Genomic DNA, 19,678 nt, shown 5'->3' with positions numbered 1-19,678 from the left:
AGTGCAAAATTACTTTTTACTTTTTACTTTTTACTTTTTACTTTTTACTTTTTACTTTTTACTTTTTACTTTTTACTTTTTAATTTTTAATTTTTACTTTTTACACTTAATCATTCGATCATTACCATACATATCTTTTTTCAATTCGATATTTTTAAATCCTAGATTTTCAAGTAATTCAACCATTTCTTTCCCTAAATATTGATTGATTTCGAAGAATAACAATCCGTTTGGCGACAAGTTTCTCAAAGCCAATTGCGCAATTTTTCTATAAAAAAGTAAGGCATCAGTATCTTCTACAAACAAAGCCAAATGCGGTTCATAATCCAAGACATTTTTCTTGATTTCTTCTTTTTCCAAATTACGAACGTAGGGAGGATTGGATACGATGATATTGTAAGGTGATTGGTAATCGGTAATAGTTGATGGAAGTTGAGATAAATCTTCCACTTCTAATATGTTGGTTTGAATGAAATTGATTTCGACTTTATTTGAAGTGGCGTTTCTTTTAGCAACTTCTAACGCTTTTTCGGAAACGTCAATTGCTGAAACGTTTGCTTGAGGTAAATTTGCTTTTAATGAAATTGGAATACATCCAGAACCTGTTCCGATATCAAGAATGGTTAGGGGTGTTGGGTGTTGGGTGATGGATGAACTCAAAATCCAATCTACCAATTCTTCCGTTTCTGGTCTTGGAATTAAGGTGTTTTCATTGACTTCAAAACGTAATCCGAAAAACCAAGCTTCTCCTGTGATGTACTGAATGGGTTTTTCTAGTTGTAATTCAGCTAAAATTACATTCCATTTTTCAACATCATCTTCTGAAAGTTCAAAATTGGGATTCAAAGCGACATCCACTCGTTTCAAATTATGCAAATATTCGGTTAGAATGAAAAAGAAACTTTCGATTTCTTGTTCATCTTGAATACCTTGTAACGAATCGAAAAAGTGGGTTTTATATTGTTTTAGTAGCATAAGCTAATTTGTTCTTAATTCATAATTCTACAACTTCTTCGTCATCCAAACTTCACAACTATTATGACCGGTATTTCCCATTGGTCCATCGATATTTTCAAAACCGATCCTTTTGTACAATTTTTGTGCGGTTGTCATAAAAGATAAGGTTTCCAAATAACATAATTCGAATCCTTCTTTTTTTGCAAATTCCAAACACTTTTCAATAATTTTCTCCGCATAACCTGTTCCTCTAATTTCAGGAGCAAAATACATTTTTTGCAACTCACATACTTTAATGGTGTCATGCTGAACTGGTTTCAGCATCTCTAAAGGAGCTACACCGCAACCACCAACCACTTTCCCATCTTTTTCCACAATATAATAGATAGAACGCGGTTCTTGATAGACTTCGTATAACGTATCTAAAATTGGGTCGGCATATGCTGTTCCGACTTTTGGCGCATCGAGTTCGTGAAAAATATCGCGAATTACTTTAGCAATCGAGGCATTATCTTTTTGTTGAATTTCTCTAATTAGCATAGCATTTATATTGTTGGGTAAAAGTACGTAAATTGGAAGAATCGATTATTAATTCTATCTTAAAAATACTACTTTTGTATTATGACGACGCACGAATTTTACATGAAACGCTGTATTGAACTTGCCAAAAATGGTTTGGGAACAACCTATCCTAATCCGTTGGTGGGAAGTGTGATTGTGCACGAAGGTAAAATTATAGGAGAAGGTTGGCACAAAAAAGCAGGCGAACCTCATGCTGAAGTTAATGCGGTGAATTCGGTAAAAGACAAATCGTTATTAAAAGAAGCTACGATTTATGTTAGTTTAGAACCGTGCAGTCACTTCGGAAAAACGCCTCCTTGTTGCGATTTAATCATTGCAAATGAAATTCCGAATGTTGTAGTTGGAACTGTTGACCCTTTTGCAAAAGTGGCTGGAAACGGGATTAAAAAATTGGTTGAAAGTGGCAAAAATGTAACCGTTGGTATTTTAGAAGAAGAATGTAACGAACTCAATAAACGTTTTTTTACTTTTCATCAAAAGAAAAGACCTTACATTATTTTGAAATGGGCAGAAACAGCTGATGGATTTATTGCTCCAATTTCGAAAGAAGAAAAAAGTCCCGTTTGGATTACAAATCAATACTCAAGACAATTGGTTCACAGATGGCGTGCGGAAGAACAAGCGATTTTAGTAGGAACGAATACTGTTTTAGACGACAATCCAAAATTGGATACACGCGATTTTTCAGGCAATAACCCAGTTCGAATTGTGTTAGATAAATCGGGAAAAATTTCTGAAAACTATCACGTTAAAAATAATTCCCAAAAAACAATTTTTATTACAGAAAGTGAAATTTTTAATTCAACTGAAAATTGTATCTATGAAAATGCTACCTTTGATACCAACCTTGTCACATCGATAGGTAATATATTGTATAAACATGGAATACAATCTGTAATTATCGAAGGTGGAAGTAAAACACTGCAATCCTTTATAGATGCCAATTTATGGGATGAAGCACGAGTTTTTAAAGGGAATACAACATTTCAAAACGGCATTTTAGCCCCTAACATTTCCGGAAATCCGGTTGCTGGTTTTGACATAATGAATGATGAACTTAATATTTTCAAGAATTATGATTGAAGCAATTATTTTTGATTTTGGTGATGTTTTTATCGATTTAAACAAGAAAGCAATCGATACAGAATTTAGAAAACTAGGCTTAACAGCTTGGCATGACGATTTAGATGCTTTAAACAAACAATATGAAATTGGAAAAATTGACGAACTTGAATTCATGCAAGGTTTTCAAAAGCATTTACCTAATGTAGATTTAGTAGATATTAGAACCGCATGGAATTCAATTTTAGGTGATTTCCCGTTAAACCGTTTAGAATTTTTAGAAAAGATAGCATCAAAATATCGTTTATTTCTTTTGAGTAATACCGATAGCACTCATATTGAAAAATTTGAACATAAAGTTGGGCAAACATTTGCACGCGATTTTTATAGCTGTTTTGAAAAAGTATATTTCTCTTATGAAATTGGTTTAAGAAAACCAGATGAAAATGCTTTCAAATACGTAATCAACAACCACAACTTAAACCCTAAAAAAACCTTATTCATTGATGATAAAAAAGAAAATACAGATGTAGCTGCACAACTTGGATTACAAGTTTGGAATTTACAACCTGGCGTAGACGATGTTACCCAAATGTTTGACAAGAAAATACTTTTTTAATTCGTGATATACCTCCTACTGAGCATTTTATTTAATGCTGTTTTATTTGTTATTATTAAATTATTTGCCAAATTTAATATTGATGCCTTACAAGCTTTAGTTGTAAATTATTTTGTAGCGTTTTTTGTAGGTCTATTATTTCTAGAAGTCGATGTGGTTCCTCAAGAAATCATGAATGAAAATTGGTTTAAAGGAAGTATTCTTTTAGGTTTTGTTTTTATTTCGACTTTTTATGCTACCACCTTAACTTCACAAAGAAATGGCCTTTCAGTAGCTTCAGTGGCTTCTAAAATGTCTGTAATAATTCCGATTACTTTAGGTGTGTTTTTATATAATGAAACACTAAATGCAATAAAAATTACAGGAATACTACTTGCCCTTGTAGCCGTATATTTTACATCAAAAAAAGAAACAGGAGAAGTCCAAAAAGCTACTAACCTACTTTATCCTATTTTGGTTTTTATAGGTGCCGGTACCATAGATTCTAGTTTAAAATATTTGCAAACCTTCCATGTTGCTTCTGATAAAATTAGTTTGTTTTCTTCCATAACCTTTTTATGTGCTTTCTTTGTTGGATTACTAATTTTGTTGTTTTTAAGCATACAAGGAAAAATTAAATTTTCAGGAAGAAATATTTTAGGCGGTATCGCATTAGGTTTGCCCAACTATTTTTCATTGTATTTTTTAGTTAAAATGCTAGAAGCAAAAGCTTTTGAAAGTGCTACATTATTCACCATTCATAATATTGCTATTGTAATTGTGTCTACCTTTGTAGGCATCCTTTTCTTTAAAGAACAAATTTCTATCCGAAATGCTTTTGGTATTGGATTAGCTTTATTTGCACTTTATTTAGTTACTTATTAATATGGATTTTCTGGAAAAAGACACATATAAAACCATTGCCACCGTTTCTGAAGAAGTACTATACAAAAAAAAAAATAGCAAATTCTTTGGTTACGCTTTTCCTGTAACTACCGAAGAAGAAATCAAGGAAATTTTAGAGCGTTTGCGAAAAGAACATTTTTCAGCGCGTCATTGGTGTTATGCATATCAAATTGGAACAGAGAAAATTCAATACCGTGCGAATGATGATGGAGAACCTAATAATAGTGCCGGAATACCTATTTATGGCCAAATTCAGTCATTTGAAGTTACTAATGTATTGGTTGTAGTAGTTCGTTATTTTGGAGGTGTAAAACTAGGTGTTGGTGGCTTGATTTCTGCCTATAAAATCGCTGCCCAAATGGCATTGGAAAATTCTGAAATTGAAGAGCGCACAATAGACAAACATTTTATCATTTCTTTTGGGTATGCCAACATGAATAAAGTGATGCGCATCATTAAGGAAAAAAATCTACAAATCGTTTCTCAAAAAATGGAAATGGATTGTGAAATTGAAATTGCGACTCGAAAAAAAAATGTCCAAAACCTATTGGACACTTTTGAAAATTTATACGAAATTAAACTAACCGAAATTTAAACTTCAAGAAACGAATTTATCTTCTCTGAAACATAACTTGGAGGCAACATTGGACGACCCGATTTCATGTCAACAAACACCAACATGGAGTAACCTGTTGTTAATAACTCATTAGCTTCATTATAGATTTCGTAGTCAAATTCTATCTTCACAGAAGTCTGACTTTTTAATATTGTCTTAACGGTTAACAAATCATCATAACGAGCCGGTTTCTTATAATTCATTGTTAACGAAACTACCGGAAGCATAACACCGTTTTCTTCCATCCATTTATAAGAAACCCCTAGATTTCTTAGCCATTCCACGCGTCCCATCTCAAAATACTGTGCATAATTACCATGATAAACCACTCCCATTTGATCCGTTTCAGCATATCGCACACGAACTTGAAATTGATATTCTCTCATATTAAATCTATATTAAATTAACATTAATTAAACCCGAAATAGCTTTACAATTTTTTTTTTAAAAAATCAATAGCAAAAAAATTTTTTTTAAAAAAAATTGTTCACATATTTGCTATCCCAAACATTAAGTAAGGAATATTCATTCTTTACTAACTTGTAACCTGTACAAAGTTAAAATAAACTAGTAATAATTAATTGAATTCATGACTAAAACTGCGCAATCGGTATGGAATAACTGTCTGTCTTTCATAAAAGACAACATTCAAGATCAAGCTTATAAAACTTGGTTTGAACCCATACAATCTGTGGAGTTAAAAGATAATGCATTATCAATTCAAGTTCCAAGTAAATTCTTCTACGAATGGCTAGAAGAACACTATGTGAAATTATTAAAAGTTGCTTTAACTAAAGAACTTGGACCAAGTGCAAAGTTATTGTATAAAATTAAAATGGAAAACACTTATGGTAATAAACTTCCATTTACTGAGCAAATACCAAGTTACAACAGAACAGCGGTAAAACCTCAAGAAGTTGACGTACCAATTGTGAACAAAAATCCAGAATTAAAAAACCCATTTATTATCCCTGGAATTCGAAATTTAAAAATCGAATCGCAATTAAATGCTAATTACAGCTTTGACAATTTCCTTGAAGGAGATTCAAATCGTTTAGCAAGAAGCGCAGGTATGGCAGTAGCTAATAAACCAGGCGGAACCTCTTTCAATCCATTATTAATTTTTGGTGGTGTTGGATTAGGAAAAACGCATTTAGCTCATGCTATTGGGGTTGAAATCAAAGATAAATATCCAGAAAAAACCGTGTTGTATATTTCGGCTGAAATATTCACCCAACAATATATTGATTCCGTTAAGAAAAACACACGTAACGACTTTATTCATTTCTATCAATTAATTGATGTTTTGATTATTGACGACGTTCAATTCTTATCAGGTAAATCAGGAACACAAGATGTATTTTTCCACATCTTCAATCATTTACACCAAAACGGAAAACAAGTAATTCTAACTTCTGACAAAGCTCCTGTTGATATGCAAGATATTGAGCAACGCTTACTATCTCGTTTCAAATGGGGATTATCAGCAGAATTACACCAACCTGACTATGAAACGCGTATTTCAATTTTGAAAAACATTTTATTCCGTGACGGAGTAGAAATGCCAGATGAAATTATTGAATATGTAGCTAAAAACATTAAAACTAATGTTCGTGAATTAGAAGGCGCTATCATTTCTTTGATTGCTCAATCTTCTTTCAATAAACGTGAAGTTACTATTGATTTAGCAAAACAAGTAGTTGAGAAATTCGTTAAAAACGTAAAACGTGAAATTTCAATTGATTATATCCAGAAAATAGTTTCGGATTATTTCCAATTGGATGTTGAAACGTTACAGTCTAAAACTAGAAAACGTCACGTAGTACAAGCTAGACAATTAGCCATGTTCTTCGCTAAGAAATTTACAAAAGCTTCTTTGGCTAACATTGGCTCGCAAATTGGAGACAGAGACCACGCAACGGTATTACATGCTTGCAAAACAGTTGACAACTTAGTAACTACTGACAAACAATTCCGTAAATTTGTTGACGATATCAACAAGAAGTTATCGCTATAATTCATGGCTACAAAAATCTTAATGGTTTGCTTAGGAAATATTTGCCGTTCTCCTTTGGCAGAAGGTATCATGCGCTCTAAACTTTCTAACGATTTTATTGTAGATTCTGCCGGAACTGGTGGTTGGCATGCAGGCGAATTACCCGATAAACGTTCGATTTCAACTGCTAAAAGTAGAGGATTAGATATCACCAATCAAAGAGCTAGACAATTTAAAAGAAGTGATTTTGACACTTTTGACCATATTTTTGTAATGGATAATTCTAATTACAAGGATGTTTTGGCTTTAGCTCCAAATGAAGAAGCAAAATCAAAGGTCAAGCTCATTTTAAACGAAATTTTTCCAAATGAAAACGTCGATGTTCCAGACCCTTATTATGGTGGTCAAGATGGATTTGAAAACGTTTTTGACATGTTAGACCAAGCTTGTGAGGAAATTGCAAGAAACCTTAACCGATAATATCATGAAATCAACTTCTTTAGGCAAACTGTATTTAATTCCAATTACTTTATCTAATCCAGGAGAAACAACAGTAGCACCTGAAGATGTTTTGCCACAAACCATAAAAAGAACCATCGATTTCGTAGATTATTATATTGTTGAAAACGAAAAAACAGCTCGAAAATTCATCAAAAGCATTCATCCCGAAAAAAAACAACCCGAGTTAAAGATTTCGGTTCTTAATAAACACACTGATTTTTCTGAACATAACGAGTTTATCCAACCTTTATTAAATGGTAAAAACATTGGATTAATGAGTGAATCTGGCTGTCCAGGAGTTGCAGACCCAGGTGCTGTTATTGTAAAACTGGCTCATGAAAAAGGTATTCAAGTAGTACCATTGGTGGGACCTAGTTCTATTTTATTAGCACTAATGGCAAGCGGTATGAATGGACAAAGTTTTGCTTTTAACGGTTATTTACCTATCGACAAAAACGATAAAAAACAAGCTTTGAAAAATTTCGAACGTTTGTCTCAAGATAAAAATCAATCCCAATTGTTTATTGAAACGCCTTATAGAAATAATAAATTGATGGAAGATTTATTACAAATATTACAACCTAATACACTTTTATGTGTGGCTTGTGATATTACATTACCTACCGAATTCATCAAAACCAAAACTGTAAATCAATGGAAAAAAGAAAAGGCCGATTTACATAACCGACCTAGTATTTTTATAATCCATAAAGTATAAAATTACTCTAAATCTACTTTAGCATTTGCATCTGCTTTGATGTGCGAAATATCGTAATTTGAAAATTTTCTGATGTAGCTTGATAATGATGTTCCAAATCCATCTTTGAATCCACTACGACCATTACTTCTCAAGTATTTTTTTACTGAACTTGCACCTCCTAAGTGAGCAGCAGCTATTAATCCTGATTCTGTAATTTCTACACCATTAATTACTCTCCCTGTATATTTTGGAATTTCTTTACGTAATTCCCATTTATTTCTTGCAATTAAAGCTTTAAAAGCCTCATCTTGCCATTTAGCATTACGTAAAAACTCTTGAAAATCATAAATACCTACAGTTCGTAGTGTACTTCTTCCAAATTGGTATTTACCCATATATCCATAGGGATTAACCAAATGTAGTATTCCTCTTGACTCTTTGTAGGCCATTTTTTGAGCAAACCCAGCAAATGATTTACCTACTTGAGGAACTTTAATCAAAATTTCTTCTTCACTTTCATATTCATTTGGCACGTGGTATTTAATCCCTTCGTAATTAGACAAATGAAAACCTTCTATTTTTTCTTCTTTAAAGCTTATAAAACCCGAAGAAACAATTAAAACTAGGAGTGTCAATCCTATAAAATACGACCTTTTATTTATCATGAATTGTTATTTCTCAGCGTCTGTCACCCATCTGAAATTACCGGCGCAAATATACAAAAAAAATTATTATATTGATTTACAGCATGTTAATAATTTCAAAAGTACATGAAGTGCCCTTTAACTCCGTTATAATCATCGTATTGCAAAGTTGGTGCCGGAATTTTTATTGTGTTAAAAACAGAAAATAAAGTCTTCAAAAAATGAGATTTTGTACTAATTTTCGTTAAGTCTACATCAAAACTTAAATAAAATTGTCGATAAGAATTTTGATAAATAGCATTAGCAAAAGCTTCCGTTTCATCTCCATAAAGCATACCATCAGCACCATAACCAATTGCTAAATTTAACCATTTGGGAAAAAACGAATCTTTTGTAAATGAATGAATATTAAACGAAAACCAATAGGTTTGACCGTTATAATCTTTTAAAATTTGTTCGTTGAACGATGACCCAAGTGTTTCTGGCCTATTTGCAGCAAAACTTGTTTGATGAAATGAAAACTTTGGAATTATACGTTGTTCTTTCCAAAGTAATTCTTGAGAAACATATAAAGCAGTCCCTGAAAAATTAGCAATAATATCTCCAGAGGAAGCACCCCATTCTTGTGAATACCCATCAAAAACCTCAACTATTGTTAAAAAACCTAAACCTAGTGTTGAACCATAAATTAATTGCTCTTTCCTTGGTGCACCGCTCCAAGCCAGCATTTCTGCCCCTACTCTTCCAATATGATATGTGGAATACATATGACCTAATTTGTCCATTTGCATCCATTGGTTGTTATCATTTATAAAATGAAAATTAGTTTGCGGATAATCTTTGTACCAAATTTGATTCAAACCAATTAAAGTAGCTCCCAAAGCAATAGATTCACCTACATAAACTCCAGTCCTTCTAGCCTTATTTAAAGTATCAGAAGGTTTTAAGAAGGTATTGATATCCGATTGTGCTTGAGAAAATAAAGATCCAAAAAGAATCAATAAGAATTTATTTCTTATAAACAACCAACATTTAAAATTTGATTTGAACCGAAAAAGTTTCATTAGTATTAAAATTTCAAATATTGATTTAAATTCCACAAAAAATCCCAATCTCGAAGGTTCGGGAATTTGTTACAAAAAATTAACGTTCAATACCTAGTTTGGAAACCCAATCAGCATATTTTTTTGCGTTTACTTGATGAGCTTCATAACTGGATGCAAAAGCGTGATATCCAGGTTTATCGGGATTAGCACAAAAATAAATATAATCATGCTTTTCTGCATTTAATACCGCATCAATAGCTGAAACATCTGGCATTGCAATTGGTCCAGGTGGTAATCCTTTATTTATATAAGTATTATAAGGCGAATTAATTCGCAAGTCATTGTAAAAAACGCGTTTAATTTCTTGATCAAAATCACCAGATCGTTTCTTTAAGGCAAAAATTACAGTTGGATCAGCCTGTAACGGCATATCTTGATTCAAACGGTTTAAGTAAACTCCGGCCACCGTTGGTCTTTCATCAACTTTTGCTGTTTCTTTATGTACAATTGAAGCTAAAGTGTAAACCTGAATAGGAGTCAATCCTAAAGCTTTTGCTTTTTCTAAACGTTGTGCATTCCAAAAAATCTGATATTCTTTTGCTAATTTTTGGGCAATTTTTTCGGCTTTTGTATTCCAATAAAACTCATACGTATTCGGAATAAAAAGAGCTAAAACTGTTTCTTCAGTTAAGCCATTTTCTTCCATAAATGGAGTATTAGTAAAGGCTACTTCTAATTTTAAACTATCTGGCTCTAATTGTGTAGCAAGTCTTTGCACTAACTTTCCTAATGTTTCTTGATTATTGAAAGCTACTTTTACCGGAACGTTTAGTCGCAAGCTTCTAACCATATCAAAACTGGTCATGTCTTTTTTAAATAAAAACTTTCCAGGTTTTACATTGGCAGAATAATTTCTTGAAGAAGCAACAAAATCAAATTTATCAATGTCTTTAACTAAAGGCGCAATCATTTCTTTAACTTCTTCGTAAGAAGCTCCTGTTGGCACATAAACAAACACCTCATCTTGGGCAAATTGTGTATTCGGCGTAAAAGCCTTAAAGTAAACATAAACCCCTAAAATAGTTGCAATTACAATACCAGCTACCGCTACTATTGAAATAAGTTTTTTAATGTTCAAGAAAATTCGATTTAATGTTGATTAATTAATTGAAATAACAACTCGTCTTCATATTGATGATTGATTTTATTCCAATCTTTTTTTACTCCAATTTTTTCAAAGCCAAATTTAGTAAAAAGGGAAATACTAATATCATTTTTTGAGCCAATATTTGCATATAATTGATGCAATTGCAATTGATTAAATGCATAATGAATTACAAGTTCTAAAGCTTCTGAACCTATTCCTGAATTTCGTTTGGCTTCATTTGAAATTACAATTCCTACTCCAGCCCTGTTATTTTTAGGATCAAAATCAAATAAATCAATCAAACCTACTGCTTCAAAGGTATCGTTTAAACAAATTGCTAATCGTAATTGTTTTGCCTCATAGATGTCTTGATGTGCATTTTCTAAATACTGTCGAATCAAAAATCGACTATATGGGGTTTGCGTATTACTCACATCCCAAATGGATTCATTGTTTTCTATCGCATAGATAAACTCTAAATCTTCGGGCTCAAGTGCGCGTAAGTATATGTTAGTTCCTTTTAATGTTATCATTTCGATTTCAAGTTCAATTACAAATTCAAAAATCTAAAATGATTTTCCCTTCAAAAACAAAAGTTGCGGGTCCAATTAAGAAAACGTTAGTGTATTTTCCGTTATCTACATCAAATTGTACTTTTAGTTTTCCGCCTTCTACATTTAAATCTATGATGTTGTTGTTTGTTTTTCCAGTTTGATGCATCGCAATAGCAACTGCTGTTACGCCTGTTCCACAAGACAAAGTTTCATCTTCAACACCACGCTCATAGGTGCGAACTGCAAAAATGTCATTTTCCAATTGATGTACAAAATTGACATTACTTCCTGCTTTTCCATACAAATCGGAATAACGAATTTTTGCTCCTTCTGATTTTACATCCAAGGCTTTTAAATCGTTAACTATTTGCACATGATGAGGAGAACCCGTATTAAGAAACGTATAGTTTTCTTGTTGGTTAATTACATCAACATCTTTCATTTGTAACGCTACAATTCCATTTGTATCAATCGTTGCATAATGATATCCATCAATCGCTTCAAACTCGGCTTTATTTTCAATAACACCCATATGTTTTGCAAAAGCGACCAAACATCTACCTCCATTTCCACACATTGAACTTTCGTTTCCATCTGAATTATAGTAGACCATTTTAAAATCATTTTGTGGATGGTTTTCTAGCAAAATTAAGCCATCACCACCTATGCCAAATCTTCTGTCACACAATTGTTCGATAAGTTTGGTGTTATTTTTTGGAAAAAATTCTGTACGATTGTCAATCATAACAAAATCGTTTCCAGTTCCTTGATATTTATAAAATGTAAGTTGCATTGTGTAATTAGTTTATACAAAAGTACGAATTATTAATAAGATGTTAAACATTGTTAATCGAGCGTTAAAGTAATAAAATGGAATATTTTTTGTTATAAATTTGAGTGAATAAAAATGAAAAACATATGAAAAAATTTGGAAGTTTATTAGCGGTTTCTTTGTTAAGTGGTGCCGTAACATTAGGCGCTTACAAATTCTTTTTAGAACCTAATAATACAGGTAAAATTTCACTTGCATCACCTAATTATGCTAAAAATGTAAATTTAGGAGCAGAAAATATTGATTTTACAACTGCTGCCGAAAACACAGTTCACGCTGTAGTTCACGTCAAAAATGTTAGTGTATCAAGAGTACCTAGTAATCCTTTAATGGAATTTTTCTACGGCTACCAAGGACCAAGAGAACAAACGCAAATTGGTACAGGTTCTGGAGTGATAATTACCGAAGATGGTTATATCGTTACTAACAATCATGTTATTCAGGATGCAACTGAAATAGAAGTAACTTTAAACGACAATAAATCGTATAAAGCAAAATTGGTTGGAACCGATTCAAAAATGGACATTGCACTTCTTAAAGTTGATGCTGATGAAAAATTGCCTTATGTGGTTTTTGGTGATTCAGATGCCATTAAAGTAGGCGAATGGGTTTTAGCAGTTGGAAATCCGTATAACTTGAATTCTACAGTTACTGCTGGAATTGTATCTGCTAAAGCTAGAAATTTATCAAACAACGGAATTCAATCTTTTATTCAAACGGATGCTGCTGTAAATCCTGGAAACAGCGGTGGAGCCTTAGTAAACACACGTGGGGAACTAGTTGGAATTAACACCATGATTTCTTCTCCAACAGGAAGTTATGCAGGTTATTCATTTGCCGTTCCATCGAATTTGACTCGAAAAATTATTGAAGATTTAATGCAATTTGGAAACGTTCAACGCGGTGTTTTAGGAATTGAAGGCGGTGAATTGAATTCAAATTATGCAAAAGAATTAGGAATTAAAGAAACTCAAGGATTTTATATTAATAAAGTAACTAAAAATTCAGGTGCAGAAAAAGCTGGAGTATCTAAAGGGGATATTATTGTTCAATTAGACGATAAAAAAATTACTAGTTTCTCAGAATTATCCGCTTACATCAATACGAAAAGACCTAACGATGTCATTCAAGTAACCGTTTTACGCGATGGAAAACAAAAAACGCTTCCTGTTAAGTTGACTAAAAAAGAAATTTTAAATTACGAATTCAACGGAATTGAATTTGAAGATCTTGATGCAGCTGACAAAAAACAATTTAATGTAAAAGAAGGTATCAAAATTAAAAAAGTAAATAATGCAGAATATGCCGAGTATAGTGACATTTTAGATGGAGCAGTAATTCTTAGCATTGATGGCCGCCCTGCAAAAGACATGGAAACTGTTTCTAGTTATTTAGCGAAGAAAGAAAACCAAAAAGCGAGATACCAAATTATCTCTAAAAATGGTCAGATGTACAGTATAATTATGTAAACTATATTTGGCAAAAGAATATAAAATCGCAATATGATAAAATATTGCGATTTTTTTTATTTAAGTTCAAAATAAGTACCCAACTCAAAACCCACAGAATTAAGTCCGAAATTTGGCATTTGAAGATCTGCGTTGGATACATGTCTAAAAACACACTTAGCATCAAAAGACATTCTATTACGTTTATAGTTGTATCCAAGCGTAAAAATATCACTAAAAGCAAAACCTTTTTTCAAACGCTCTGTATCGGTATCAATATACATGGGTCCCGAATTTAATGTTGCAAATACAGATGAATTTAAATCCAAATATCGTCTGTAAACAATTCCAATATTTAACACATATTCATTCATTGATTTTAAAGGCATGAATTTAGCCCTTAATTCATCACCATTGGGAACAGTATGACTTATAAACCAGTAATTTAACAATTGATGTTGGGATCTGTAATAACTTGGCTCAATCAGAATTTCCCAAGAATGTTTATTTTTTCTGCTAAAATTTAAATGATTCGAAAATTTAATACACATTGTCTCATATGTGTAATCAGAATCTTGCTTAATAATAGTATTTTGAGAAGCATAACCAATAACAATACCCGTTCTTATCCATTTGAACCTAGAAATGGTATCCTGCGAATATCCAAGAACAAAAAATAGAAAAAAGGCAAATAGGAATAGGGATTTTGATTTCATTTCATTTTTTTTCAAAAATAGAAAAATAAACGAAACTCAAGTGTTATAAAAGAATAGATTTTATTACCCTAAAAAAAATTGAAATAAATTTTACGAAAACGATTGAAATCTATACTTTTGCACCACAAAACAACACATTTATTTTCATGAGCAATATCTCTTTATACGAAAAAGAATTAGCTTTTCAGGCAGATAGAAGAAAAGCTGGTGTAGAATTTATTAAAATCATTAGTGATTTATGGTATGATAAATCAATTGAATTGGTTTTATTCCGAAATCAATTAATCGACAAAAACGTAAGTGAAATTATCAATTTACATGAATATGCTGGTGCCTTTGTTGGAAAACCAATCAATGTTTTTGATTCTGTTGAAATTGCAAGCGCTATTGTTGATTTAGATTTACCACCATCTAGAATTGATATTGGAAAATTAACTTACGAATATCATTTAGAAGACGACAAATACAACGATGCTAAAGCATTTGTAATCGACAAATTAAAAAATGCTAAAAACTTCCAAGAAATTAAACCAAAAGATGTGGTTTTATATGGATTTGGTAGAATTGGACGTTTATTAGCTCGTGAAATGATGTCTAAAATTGGAAAAGGACAACAATTACGTTTAAGAGCAATTGTAACTAGAGATAAAAATGATGCAGTTTTATTAGAAAAAAGAGCTTCATTATTACGTTATGATTCTGTACATGGTGATTTCAACGGTTCAGTTATTGCTGATCCAGAAAACAATGCTCTATTGATTAACGGAACAACAGTTCATATCATTACTGCAAATTCTCCAGAAGAAATTGATTATACCGCTTACGGAATTGAAGATGCTTTAGTAATCGACAATACTGGAGCCTTCACAACTGAAGAAGCACTAAAGCGTCATTTAACTTCAAAAGGAGTTGACAAAGTATTATTAACAGCTCCTGGAAAAGGAGTTCCAAATATCGTTTACGGCGTAAATCATGAAGATTACAACCCAGATGAAGTTAACATTTATTCAGCTGCTTCATGTACAACCAATGCAATTACTCCTGTTTTAAAAGCGGTTGAAGACACTTTAGGTGTGGTAAAAGGTCACTTAGAAACCATTCACGCTTATACGAATGACCAAAACTTAGTGGACAACATGCACAAAAAATACCGTAGAGGTCGTGCTGCTGCCTTAAACATGGTTATCACTGAAACTGGTGCTGGAAGTGCGGTTGCCAAAGCTTTACCTGCATTAGCTGGAAAATTAACTTCAAATGCAATTCGTGTTCCTGTTCCAAATGGTTCATTAGTAGTATTGAACTTAGAAGTTGGAAAAAACACTTCAGTTGAAGAAGTTAACAACATTATGAAAAAATATGCTTTAGAAGGTGATCTTGTAGAGCAAATCAAATACTCTTTAAACAATGAATTAGTGTCTTCAGATATCGTAGGAACTTCTGCTCCTGCTATTTTTGATAGTAACGCCACTATTGTTTCTGGAGATGGAAAAAACATTGTAATGTACGTTTGGTACGATAACGAATATGGCTACAGTCACCAAGTTATTCGTTTAGCAAAATACATTGCTAAAGTTAGAAGATACAGCTACTATTAGTAGATAGCGTTCAAAATAAAAGCTCCTATTTTTTCAATAGGAGCTTTTTTATTTATTCAGTAATCAAATTACTCTTTTGCTGCTAAATAACGTTCTGCATCTAAAGCTGCCATACAACCTGTTCCAGCAGCCGTAATTGCCTGACGATATACATGATCTGCAGCATCACCTGCTACAAACACACCTGGTACATTCGTTTTAGAACTTCCTGGTACATTTACTATATAACCTGTTTCGTCTAACGTAATGTAATCTGCAAAAATATCTGTGTTTGGTTTATGGCCAATGGCTACGAAAAACCCTGTTGCTGGAATTTCTTTTGTTTCCCCGGTAGCTCTGTTTTTAACTTTTACTCCAGTAACTACTTGTCCGTCACCTAGAACTTCTTCCGTTTCGGTGTGCATTAAAATTTCGATGTTCTCTGTTTTTTGTACACGTTCTGCCATAATTTTAGAAGCTCTAAATTTATCGCTACGCACTAACATCGTTACTTTTTTACATAATTTAGATAAGTAATGTGCTTCTTCACAAGCACTATCTCCTGCTCCAACAATTACTACTTCTTGATTTCTATAGAAAAATCCATCACAAACCGCACAAGCCGAAACTCCACCACCTAATTTTAAATAATGTTGCTCCGATTCTAATCCTAAATATTTAGCTGAAGCTCCAGTAGAAATAATTACCGTTTCTGCGTGGATTTCAATCGTATCATTAATCCAAACTTTATGAATAGGTCCAGAAAAATCTACTTTTGTAGCCCATCCATCACGAATATCTGAACCAAAACGTTTTGCTTGCTCTTGCAACTGTACCATCATTTCAGGTCCGGTTACACCTTCAGGATAACCTGGAAAGTTTTCCACTTCATTAGTTGTGGTTAACTGACCACCTGGTTGTTGTCCTTGATATAAAACAGGATTCATATTTGCTCTAGCCGCATAAATAGCCGCAGTATAACCCGCTGGACCAGAACCTATAATTAAGCATTTTACTTTTTCAATTGTATCTGACATAACTTTAAATCTTTTAAGAATAGCAAATGTAAGTTTTTAATTAAAATTATTTCTTAAAAATGAATTAGTTTTAACTATAAATATATAGTTTTTTAAAATAAAAAAACCTTCCTGATGTTTCAAGAAGGTTTTGTCGGGGTGGCAGGATTCGAACCTGCGGCCTCCTGCTCCCAAAGCAGGCGCGATAACCGGGCTACGCTACACCCCGAATTTGTGAGTGCAAATATATAACTAATTTCTATTGTTCCAAACAAATCAAATCTTTTTTTAAAATAAATTATTTCTGGAAAAAACCTATATTTTTTTAGCACATATTCTTAACTTTATGAGCAAAAACAAAAAAGACTTAGAATATTATTTCTATTTTTGCTAAAATAAACCTAGACAACATTCTATATGCTAATTATTGGTATTGCCGGTGGTACCGGAAGTGGAAAAACAACAGTAGTTCATCAGATTATGAATGAGTTACCTTCTTCTGAAGTAGGCATCATTTCTCAAGATTCATATTATAAAGAAACGCATCATTTAAGTTACGAAGAACGTACTAAAATCAATTTTGATCATCCAAGAGCAATTGACTTTGAATTATTAGTAGCACATCTTAAAGATTTAAAAGCAGGAAAAACGATTGAACAACCTGTTTATTCATTTGTAACTCATGATAGAACAGATGACAAAATAATTACACATCCAAGACAGGTTATGATTGTAGAAGGTATCTTAATTCTAACAAATCCTGAATTAAGAGACATGTTCGATATAAAAGTATACGTTCACGCAGATTCAGATGAGCGTTTAATTCGTCGTTTAAAACGTGATATTGCAGAACGTGGTCGTGATATGGAAGAAGTTTTGAATCGTTATCAAACTACTTTAAAACCGATGCACGAACAATTCATCGAGCCTACAAAAGCTTTTGCTGATATTATAATTCCAAATGACAAATACAATACGGTTGCTATTGACGTAGTGCGTGCCGTTATTAATCAAAGAATCGCATAATGAACAAAATCAAGAATTTAATTGCCAAATATCCGTTTTTAGCATTCGTAATGAATCGCTACGTTTTGGTGTTAATTCTTTTTTCTGTTTGGATGCTTTTTTTCGACAATTATTCCTATTTAGAACATCGGGTTTTGGATAAAGAAATTGACGAAATTGAAAACAATATCCAGTATTATAAAACTGAAATCAAAAAAGACAGCATAAAAATCAAAGAGTTGAAAAATGATGATCGTGTAGAAAAATATGCGCGCGAGAAATATTACATGAAACGCGATAACGAAGACATCTACATCATCGAATTTGAAGACGAAAAGAAAGCGGCTGCCGAAAAAACAACTAGTAACAATTAAACATATAATTCGTGGCTAACAACAATTTATTTTCCGATTTTGAAGCCGTTTCTTCTAAACAATGGAAGCAAAAAATTCAATACGAACTAAAAGGTGCTGATTACAACGAAACTTTAGTTTGGGAAAGTCCAGAAGGTATTAAAGTAAAACCGTTTTATCATAATGATGATTCCGAAGTGTCGGAAGAAGTAAATCTAAATCCCATTACTCCTTCAAAACCTTTTGCAATAGTTCAAAATATTTTTGTTCACGATGTAAGAAAATCGAATGCTCGTGCGCTAGAAACGTTACAAAGAGGAGCTGAAAGTGTTCGGTTTACTTTAGAAAATGATTCGGTTTCCATTGAAGAATTGATGCAAAATCTTCCCTTAGAAAATGTGAATTATTATTTCCATTTACCTTTTCTTTCAAACGATTTCGTTTCTAAAATAAATGAATTTGCGTCAAAAAATAAAGCCAACATCTTTATTCAAAATGACCCAATCGGACAATTAGCAAAGGACGGAAATTGGTTTGAAAATCTTGAAAAAGATATTGAGAAACTAAACACAATTGCTTCAAAATCAACTGTTTCATTTTTAACAATTTCAAGCAGAATTTATCAAAACGCTGGTGCGAATATCGTACAACAATTGGCTTACGCATTAGCGCAAGCAAACGAATATTTCAATAGAATTCCAGCTATCAACCAATCGATTACGATTGAAGTGGCTGTTGGAACAAATTACTTTTTTGAAATTGCAAAACTAAGAGCCTTACGTCTTTTATTCAACACATTAGCAGCAGAATACAATCATAATTTCGATTGTCATATCATCGCTACACCAACAAAACGTAACAAAACTTTATACGATTACAACGTCAACATGTTGCGTACGACTACGGAATGTATGTCGGCCATCTTAGGTGGAGCCGATGCGGTTGCGAATTTAGCTTACGATGCGATTTACCATAAAGACAACGAGTTTGGAGATAGAATTTCGAGAAACCAATTGTTAGTTTTAAAACACGAAAGTTATTTCGACAAGGTAAACAATCCAGCTGATGGCGCTTATTACATTGAAACATTAACAGAGCAATTAGCAGAAAAAGCATTAGAATTATTCAAAGATATCGAGAAAAATGGCGGATTGATTTCGCAATTAATTGATGGAACGATTCAAAGAAAAATCAACGAAAGCGCTCAAAAAGAACAAGAACTTTTCGATTCTGGGAAAGAAGTTTTATTGGGAACTAACAAATATCCAAACAAAAACGACCAAATGAAAAACGACTTGGAATTGTATCCTTTCGTGAAACAAAACGCCAGAAAAACGCTAATCACACCAATTATCGAAAAACGCTTGGCTGAAAAATTAGAACAAGAACGATTGAATAATGAGGCAATTTAGCCAATTAGTCAAT

22 protein-coding genes and 1 tRNA gene are annotated in these 19,678 nt (G+C 32.5%); 12 read left to right on the top strand and 11 right to left on the bottom strand.

Annotation, left to right across the window (positions count from 1 at the left end; genetic code table 11):
• Window positions 1-93: 93 nt before the first annotated feature.
• Both prmC and LOS86_RS03950 read right to left on the bottom strand, forming a co-directional pair.
• Entirely contained in the window at window positions 94-975 is an 882-nt protein-coding gene (gene prmC / locus LOS86_RS03955) for a peptide chain release factor N(5)-glutamine methyltransferase (RefSeq protein ID WP_231843339.1), read from the bottom strand.
• A 27-nt stretch (window positions 976-1,002) separates the two neighbouring features.
• On the bottom strand, window positions 1,003-1,497 hold the full coding sequence (locus LOS86_RS03950) for a GNAT family N-acetyltransferase (protein ID WP_231843338.1): 495 nt from the start codon (window positions 1,495-1,497) through the stop codon (window positions 1,003-1,005).
• Between the two features lie 81 nt (window positions 1,498-1,578).
• On the opposite strand from LOS86_RS03950, the gene ribD reads away from it, so the two are divergent.
• From ribD to LOS86_RS03930, 4 genes are read left to right on the top strand one after another with little or no spacing between them, the layout of a single operon-like run.
• Window positions 1,579-2,622 carry a bifunctional diaminohydroxyphosphoribosylaminopyrimidine deaminase/5-amino-6-(5-phosphoribosylamino)uracil reductase RibD gene (gene ribD, locus LOS86_RS03945; RefSeq protein WP_231843337.1) on the top strand — a complete coding sequence of 348 codons (1,044 nt, stop codon included), beginning with the start codon at window positions 1,579-1,581 and terminating at the stop codon, window positions 2,620-2,622.
• Entirely contained in the window at window positions 2,615-3,220 is a 606-nt protein-coding gene (locus tag LOS86_RS03940; protein WP_231843336.1) for an HAD family hydrolase, read from the top strand. The genes ribD and LOS86_RS03940 overlap by 8 nt, the downstream gene beginning before the upstream one ends.
• 3 nt (window positions 3,221-3,223) lie before the next feature.
• Entirely contained in the window at window positions 3,224-4,084 is an 861-nt protein-coding gene (locus LOS86_RS03935) for an EamA family transporter (protein ID WP_231843335.1), read from the top strand.
• 1 nt (window position 4,085) lies between these two features.
• Window positions 4,086-4,700 carry an IMPACT family protein gene (locus LOS86_RS03930; RefSeq protein ID WP_231843334.1) on the top strand — a complete coding sequence of 205 codons (615 nt, stop codon included), beginning with the start codon at window positions 4,086-4,088 and terminating at the stop codon, window positions 4,698-4,700.
• On the opposite strand, the gene LOS86_RS03925 is transcribed toward LOS86_RS03930, so the two are convergent.
• On the bottom strand, window positions 4,697-5,107 hold the full coding sequence (locus LOS86_RS03925; RefSeq protein ID WP_231843333.1) for an acyl-CoA thioesterase: 411 nt from the start codon (window positions 5,105-5,107) through the stop codon (window positions 4,697-4,699). The two genes, LOS86_RS03930 and LOS86_RS03925, sit on opposite strands and share 4 nt — an antisense overlap.
• Window positions 5,108-5,310: 203 nt before the next feature.
• Between LOS86_RS03925 and dnaA the strand changes: the two genes are divergently transcribed.
• Genes dnaA through LOS86_RS03910 form a run of 3 tightly spaced genes read left to right on the top strand, consistent with a single transcriptional unit; the run spans window position 5,311 to window position 7,936 of the window.
• Window positions 5,311-6,738: a chromosomal replication initiator protein DnaA gene (gene dnaA, locus LOS86_RS03920; protein WP_231843332.1), complete on the top strand. Its 1,428-nt coding sequence runs from the start codon at window positions 5,311-5,313 to the stop codon at window positions 6,736-6,738.
• A 3-nt stretch (window positions 6,739-6,741) separates the two neighbouring features.
• Entirely contained in the window at window positions 6,742-7,197 is a 456-nt protein-coding gene (locus LOS86_RS03915) for a low molecular weight protein-tyrosine-phosphatase (protein WP_231843331.1), read from the top strand.
• A gap of 4 nt (window positions 7,198-7,201) precedes the next feature.
• Window positions 7,202-7,936 (top strand): SAM-dependent methyltransferase, encoded by a 735-nt coding sequence (locus tag LOS86_RS03910; protein ID WP_231843330.1) that lies wholly within the window; start codon window positions 7,202-7,204, stop codon window positions 7,934-7,936.
• 2 nt (window positions 7,937-7,938) lie between these two features.
• On the opposite strand, the gene LOS86_RS03905 is transcribed toward LOS86_RS03910, so the two are convergent.
• From LOS86_RS03905 to dapF, 5 genes are all read right to left on the bottom strand, one after another.
• A complete protein-coding gene (locus LOS86_RS03905) occupies window positions 7,939-8,583 on the bottom strand; it encodes a peptidoglycan-binding protein LysM (protein WP_231843329.1) in 645 nt (214 codons plus the stop codon).
• A 95-nt stretch (window positions 8,584-8,678) separates the two neighbouring features.
• Complete coding sequence (locus LOS86_RS03900; protein ID WP_231843328.1) at window positions 8,679-9,626, bottom strand: DUF2279 domain-containing protein; 948 nt, start codon at window positions 9,624-9,626, stop codon at window positions 8,679-8,681.
• A gap of 79 nt (window positions 9,627-9,705) precedes the next feature.
• On the bottom strand, window positions 9,706-10,746 hold the full coding sequence (gene mltG, locus LOS86_RS03895) for an endolytic transglycosylase MltG (protein WP_231843327.1): 1,041 nt from the start codon (window positions 10,744-10,746) through the stop codon (window positions 9,706-9,708).
• An 11-nt stretch (window positions 10,747-10,757) separates the two neighbouring features.
• The gene (locus LOS86_RS03890) at window positions 10,758-11,288 is read right to left on the bottom strand and encodes a GNAT family N-acetyltransferase (RefSeq protein WP_231843326.1); all 531 of its coding nucleotides are present in this window, start codon (window positions 11,286-11,288) and stop codon (window positions 10,758-10,760) included.
• A gap of 25 nt (window positions 11,289-11,313) precedes the next feature.
• Window positions 11,314-12,102, bottom strand: a complete 789-nt coding sequence (dapF, locus tag LOS86_RS03885) for a diaminopimelate epimerase (RefSeq protein ID WP_231843325.1) — start codon at window positions 12,100-12,102, stop codon at window positions 11,314-11,316.
• A 125-nt stretch (window positions 12,103-12,227) separates the two neighbouring features.
• On the opposite strand from dapF, the gene LOS86_RS03880 reads away from it, so the two are divergent.
• Complete coding sequence (locus LOS86_RS03880) at window positions 12,228-13,610, top strand: Do family serine endopeptidase (protein ID WP_231843324.1); 1,383 nt, start codon at window positions 12,228-12,230, stop codon at window positions 13,608-13,610.
• A gap of 56 nt (window positions 13,611-13,666) precedes the next feature.
• On the opposite strand, the gene LOS86_RS03875 is transcribed toward LOS86_RS03880, so the two are convergent.
• Entirely contained in the window at window positions 13,667-14,305 is a 639-nt protein-coding gene (locus LOS86_RS03875; protein ID WP_231843323.1) for an acyloxyacyl hydrolase, read from the bottom strand.
• A gap of 146 nt (window positions 14,306-14,451) precedes the next feature.
• On the opposite strand from LOS86_RS03875, the gene LOS86_RS03870 reads away from it, so the two are divergent.
• A complete protein-coding gene (locus LOS86_RS03870; protein ID WP_231843322.1) occupies window positions 14,452-15,900 on the top strand; it encodes a glyceraldehyde-3-phosphate dehydrogenase in 1,449 nt (482 codons plus the stop codon).
• A gap of 68 nt (window positions 15,901-15,968) precedes the next feature.
• Here the strand turns inward: LOS86_RS03870 and trxB are convergent, their stop codons facing one another.
• Window positions 15,969-16,916 (bottom strand): thioredoxin-disulfide reductase, encoded by a 948-nt coding sequence (trxB, locus tag LOS86_RS03865; protein WP_231843321.1) that lies wholly within the window; start codon window positions 16,914-16,916, stop codon window positions 15,969-15,971.
• Between the two features lie 133 nt (window positions 16,917-17,049).
• Window positions 17,050-17,124 (bottom strand) — tRNA-Pro (locus LOS86_RS03860).
• 188 nt (window positions 17,125-17,312) lie between these two features.
• On the opposite strand from LOS86_RS03860, the gene udk reads away from it, so the two are divergent.
• The 3 genes from udk to LOS86_RS03845 are packed head-to-tail and all read left to right on the top strand — an operon-like array spanning window position 17,313 to window position 19,665.
• Entirely contained in the window at window positions 17,313-17,921 is a 609-nt protein-coding gene (gene udk, locus LOS86_RS03855; RefSeq protein WP_231843320.1) for a uridine kinase, read from the top strand.
• The gene (locus tag LOS86_RS03850) at window positions 17,921-18,274 is read left to right on the top strand and encodes an FtsB family cell division protein (protein ID WP_231843319.1); all 354 of its coding nucleotides are present in this window, start codon (window positions 17,921-17,923) and stop codon (window positions 18,272-18,274) included. The genes udk and LOS86_RS03850 overlap by 1 nt, the downstream gene beginning before the upstream one ends.
• An 11-nt stretch (window positions 18,275-18,285) precedes the next feature.
• A complete protein-coding gene (locus LOS86_RS03845) occupies window positions 18,286-19,665 on the top strand; it encodes a methylmalonyl-CoA mutase subunit beta (RefSeq protein WP_231843318.1) in 1,380 nt (459 codons plus the stop codon).
• Window positions 19,666-19,678 lie beyond the last annotated feature (13 nt).

It is taken from the genome of Flavobacterium cyclinae, assembly GCF_021172145.1.
Classification (GTDB): Bacteria; Bacteroidota; Bacteroidia; order Flavobacteriales; family Flavobacteriaceae; genus Flavobacterium; species Flavobacterium cyclinae.
The sequence above is the reverse complement of the archived record's forward strand: the minus strand, read 5'-3'. Positions and strand labels throughout refer to the sequence as shown.

What these genes read in the sequence shown, in the direction of transcription:
- dnaA (WP_231843332.1), top strand. Translation starts at nt 5,311, where the DNA reads ATGACTAAAACTGCGCAATCGGTATGGAATAACTGTCTGTCTTTCATA.
- LOS86_RS03930 (WP_231843334.1), top strand. Translation starts at nt 4,086, where the DNA reads ATGGATTTTCTGGAAAAAGACACATATAAAACCATTGCCACCGTTTCT.
- LOS86_RS03870 (WP_231843322.1), top strand. Translation starts at nt 14,452, where the DNA reads ATGAGCAATATCTCTTTATACGAAAAAGAATTAGCTTTTCAGGCAGAT.
- dapF (WP_231843325.1), bottom strand. Translation starts at nt 12,102, where the DNA reads ATGCAACTTACATTTTATAAATATCAAGGAACTGGAAACGATTTTGTT.
- LOS86_RS03850 (WP_231843319.1), top strand. Translation starts at nt 17,921, where the DNA reads ATGAACAAAATCAAGAATTTAATTGCCAAATATCCGTTTTTAGCATTC.
- LOS86_RS03950 (WP_231843338.1), bottom strand. Translation starts at nt 1,497, where the DNA reads ATGCTAATTAGAGAAATTCAACAAAAAGATAATGCCTCGATTGCTAAA.
- LOS86_RS03880 (WP_231843324.1), top strand. Translation starts at nt 12,228, where the DNA reads ATGAAAAAATTTGGAAGTTTATTAGCGGTTTCTTTGTTAAGTGGTGCC.
- LOS86_RS03900 (WP_231843328.1), bottom strand. Translation starts at nt 9,626, where the DNA reads ATGAAACTTTTTCGGTTCAAATCAAATTTTAAATGTTGGTTGTTTATA.
- LOS86_RS03875 (WP_231843323.1), bottom strand. Translation starts at nt 14,305, where the DNA reads ATGAAATCAAAATCCCTATTCCTATTTGCCTTTTTTCTATTTTTTGTT.
- ribD (WP_231843337.1), top strand. Translation starts at nt 1,579, where the DNA reads ATGACGACGCACGAATTTTACATGAAACGCTGTATTGAACTTGCCAAA.
- LOS86_RS03910 (WP_231843330.1), top strand. Translation starts at nt 7,202, where the DNA reads ATGAAATCAACTTCTTTAGGCAAACTGTATTTAATTCCAATTACTTTA.
- LOS86_RS03940 (WP_231843336.1), top strand. Translation starts at nt 2,615, where the DNA reads ATGATTGAAGCAATTATTTTTGATTTTGGTGATGTTTTTATCGATTTA.
- trxB (WP_231843321.1), bottom strand. Translation starts at nt 16,916, where the DNA reads ATGTCAGATACAATTGAAAAAGTAAAATGCTTAATTATAGGTTCTGGT.
- prmC (WP_231843339.1), bottom strand. Translation starts at nt 975, where the DNA reads ATGCTACTAAAACAATATAAAACCCACTTTTTCGATTCGTTACAAGGT.
- LOS86_RS03915 (WP_231843331.1), top strand. Translation starts at nt 6,742, where the DNA reads ATGGCTACAAAAATCTTAATGGTTTGCTTAGGAAATATTTGCCGTTCT.
- LOS86_RS03890 (WP_231843326.1), bottom strand. Translation starts at nt 11,288, where the DNA reads ATGATAACATTAAAAGGAACTAACATATACTTACGCGCACTTGAGCCC.
- LOS86_RS03925 (WP_231843333.1), bottom strand. Translation starts at nt 5,107, where the DNA reads ATGAGAGAATATCAATTTCAAGTTCGTGTGCGATATGCTGAAACGGAT.
- LOS86_RS03905 (WP_231843329.1), bottom strand. Translation starts at nt 8,583, where the DNA reads ATGATAAATAAAAGGTCGTATTTTATAGGATTGACACTCCTAGTTTTA.
- udk (WP_231843320.1), top strand. Translation starts at nt 17,313, where the DNA reads ATGCTAATTATTGGTATTGCCGGTGGTACCGGAAGTGGAAAAACAACA.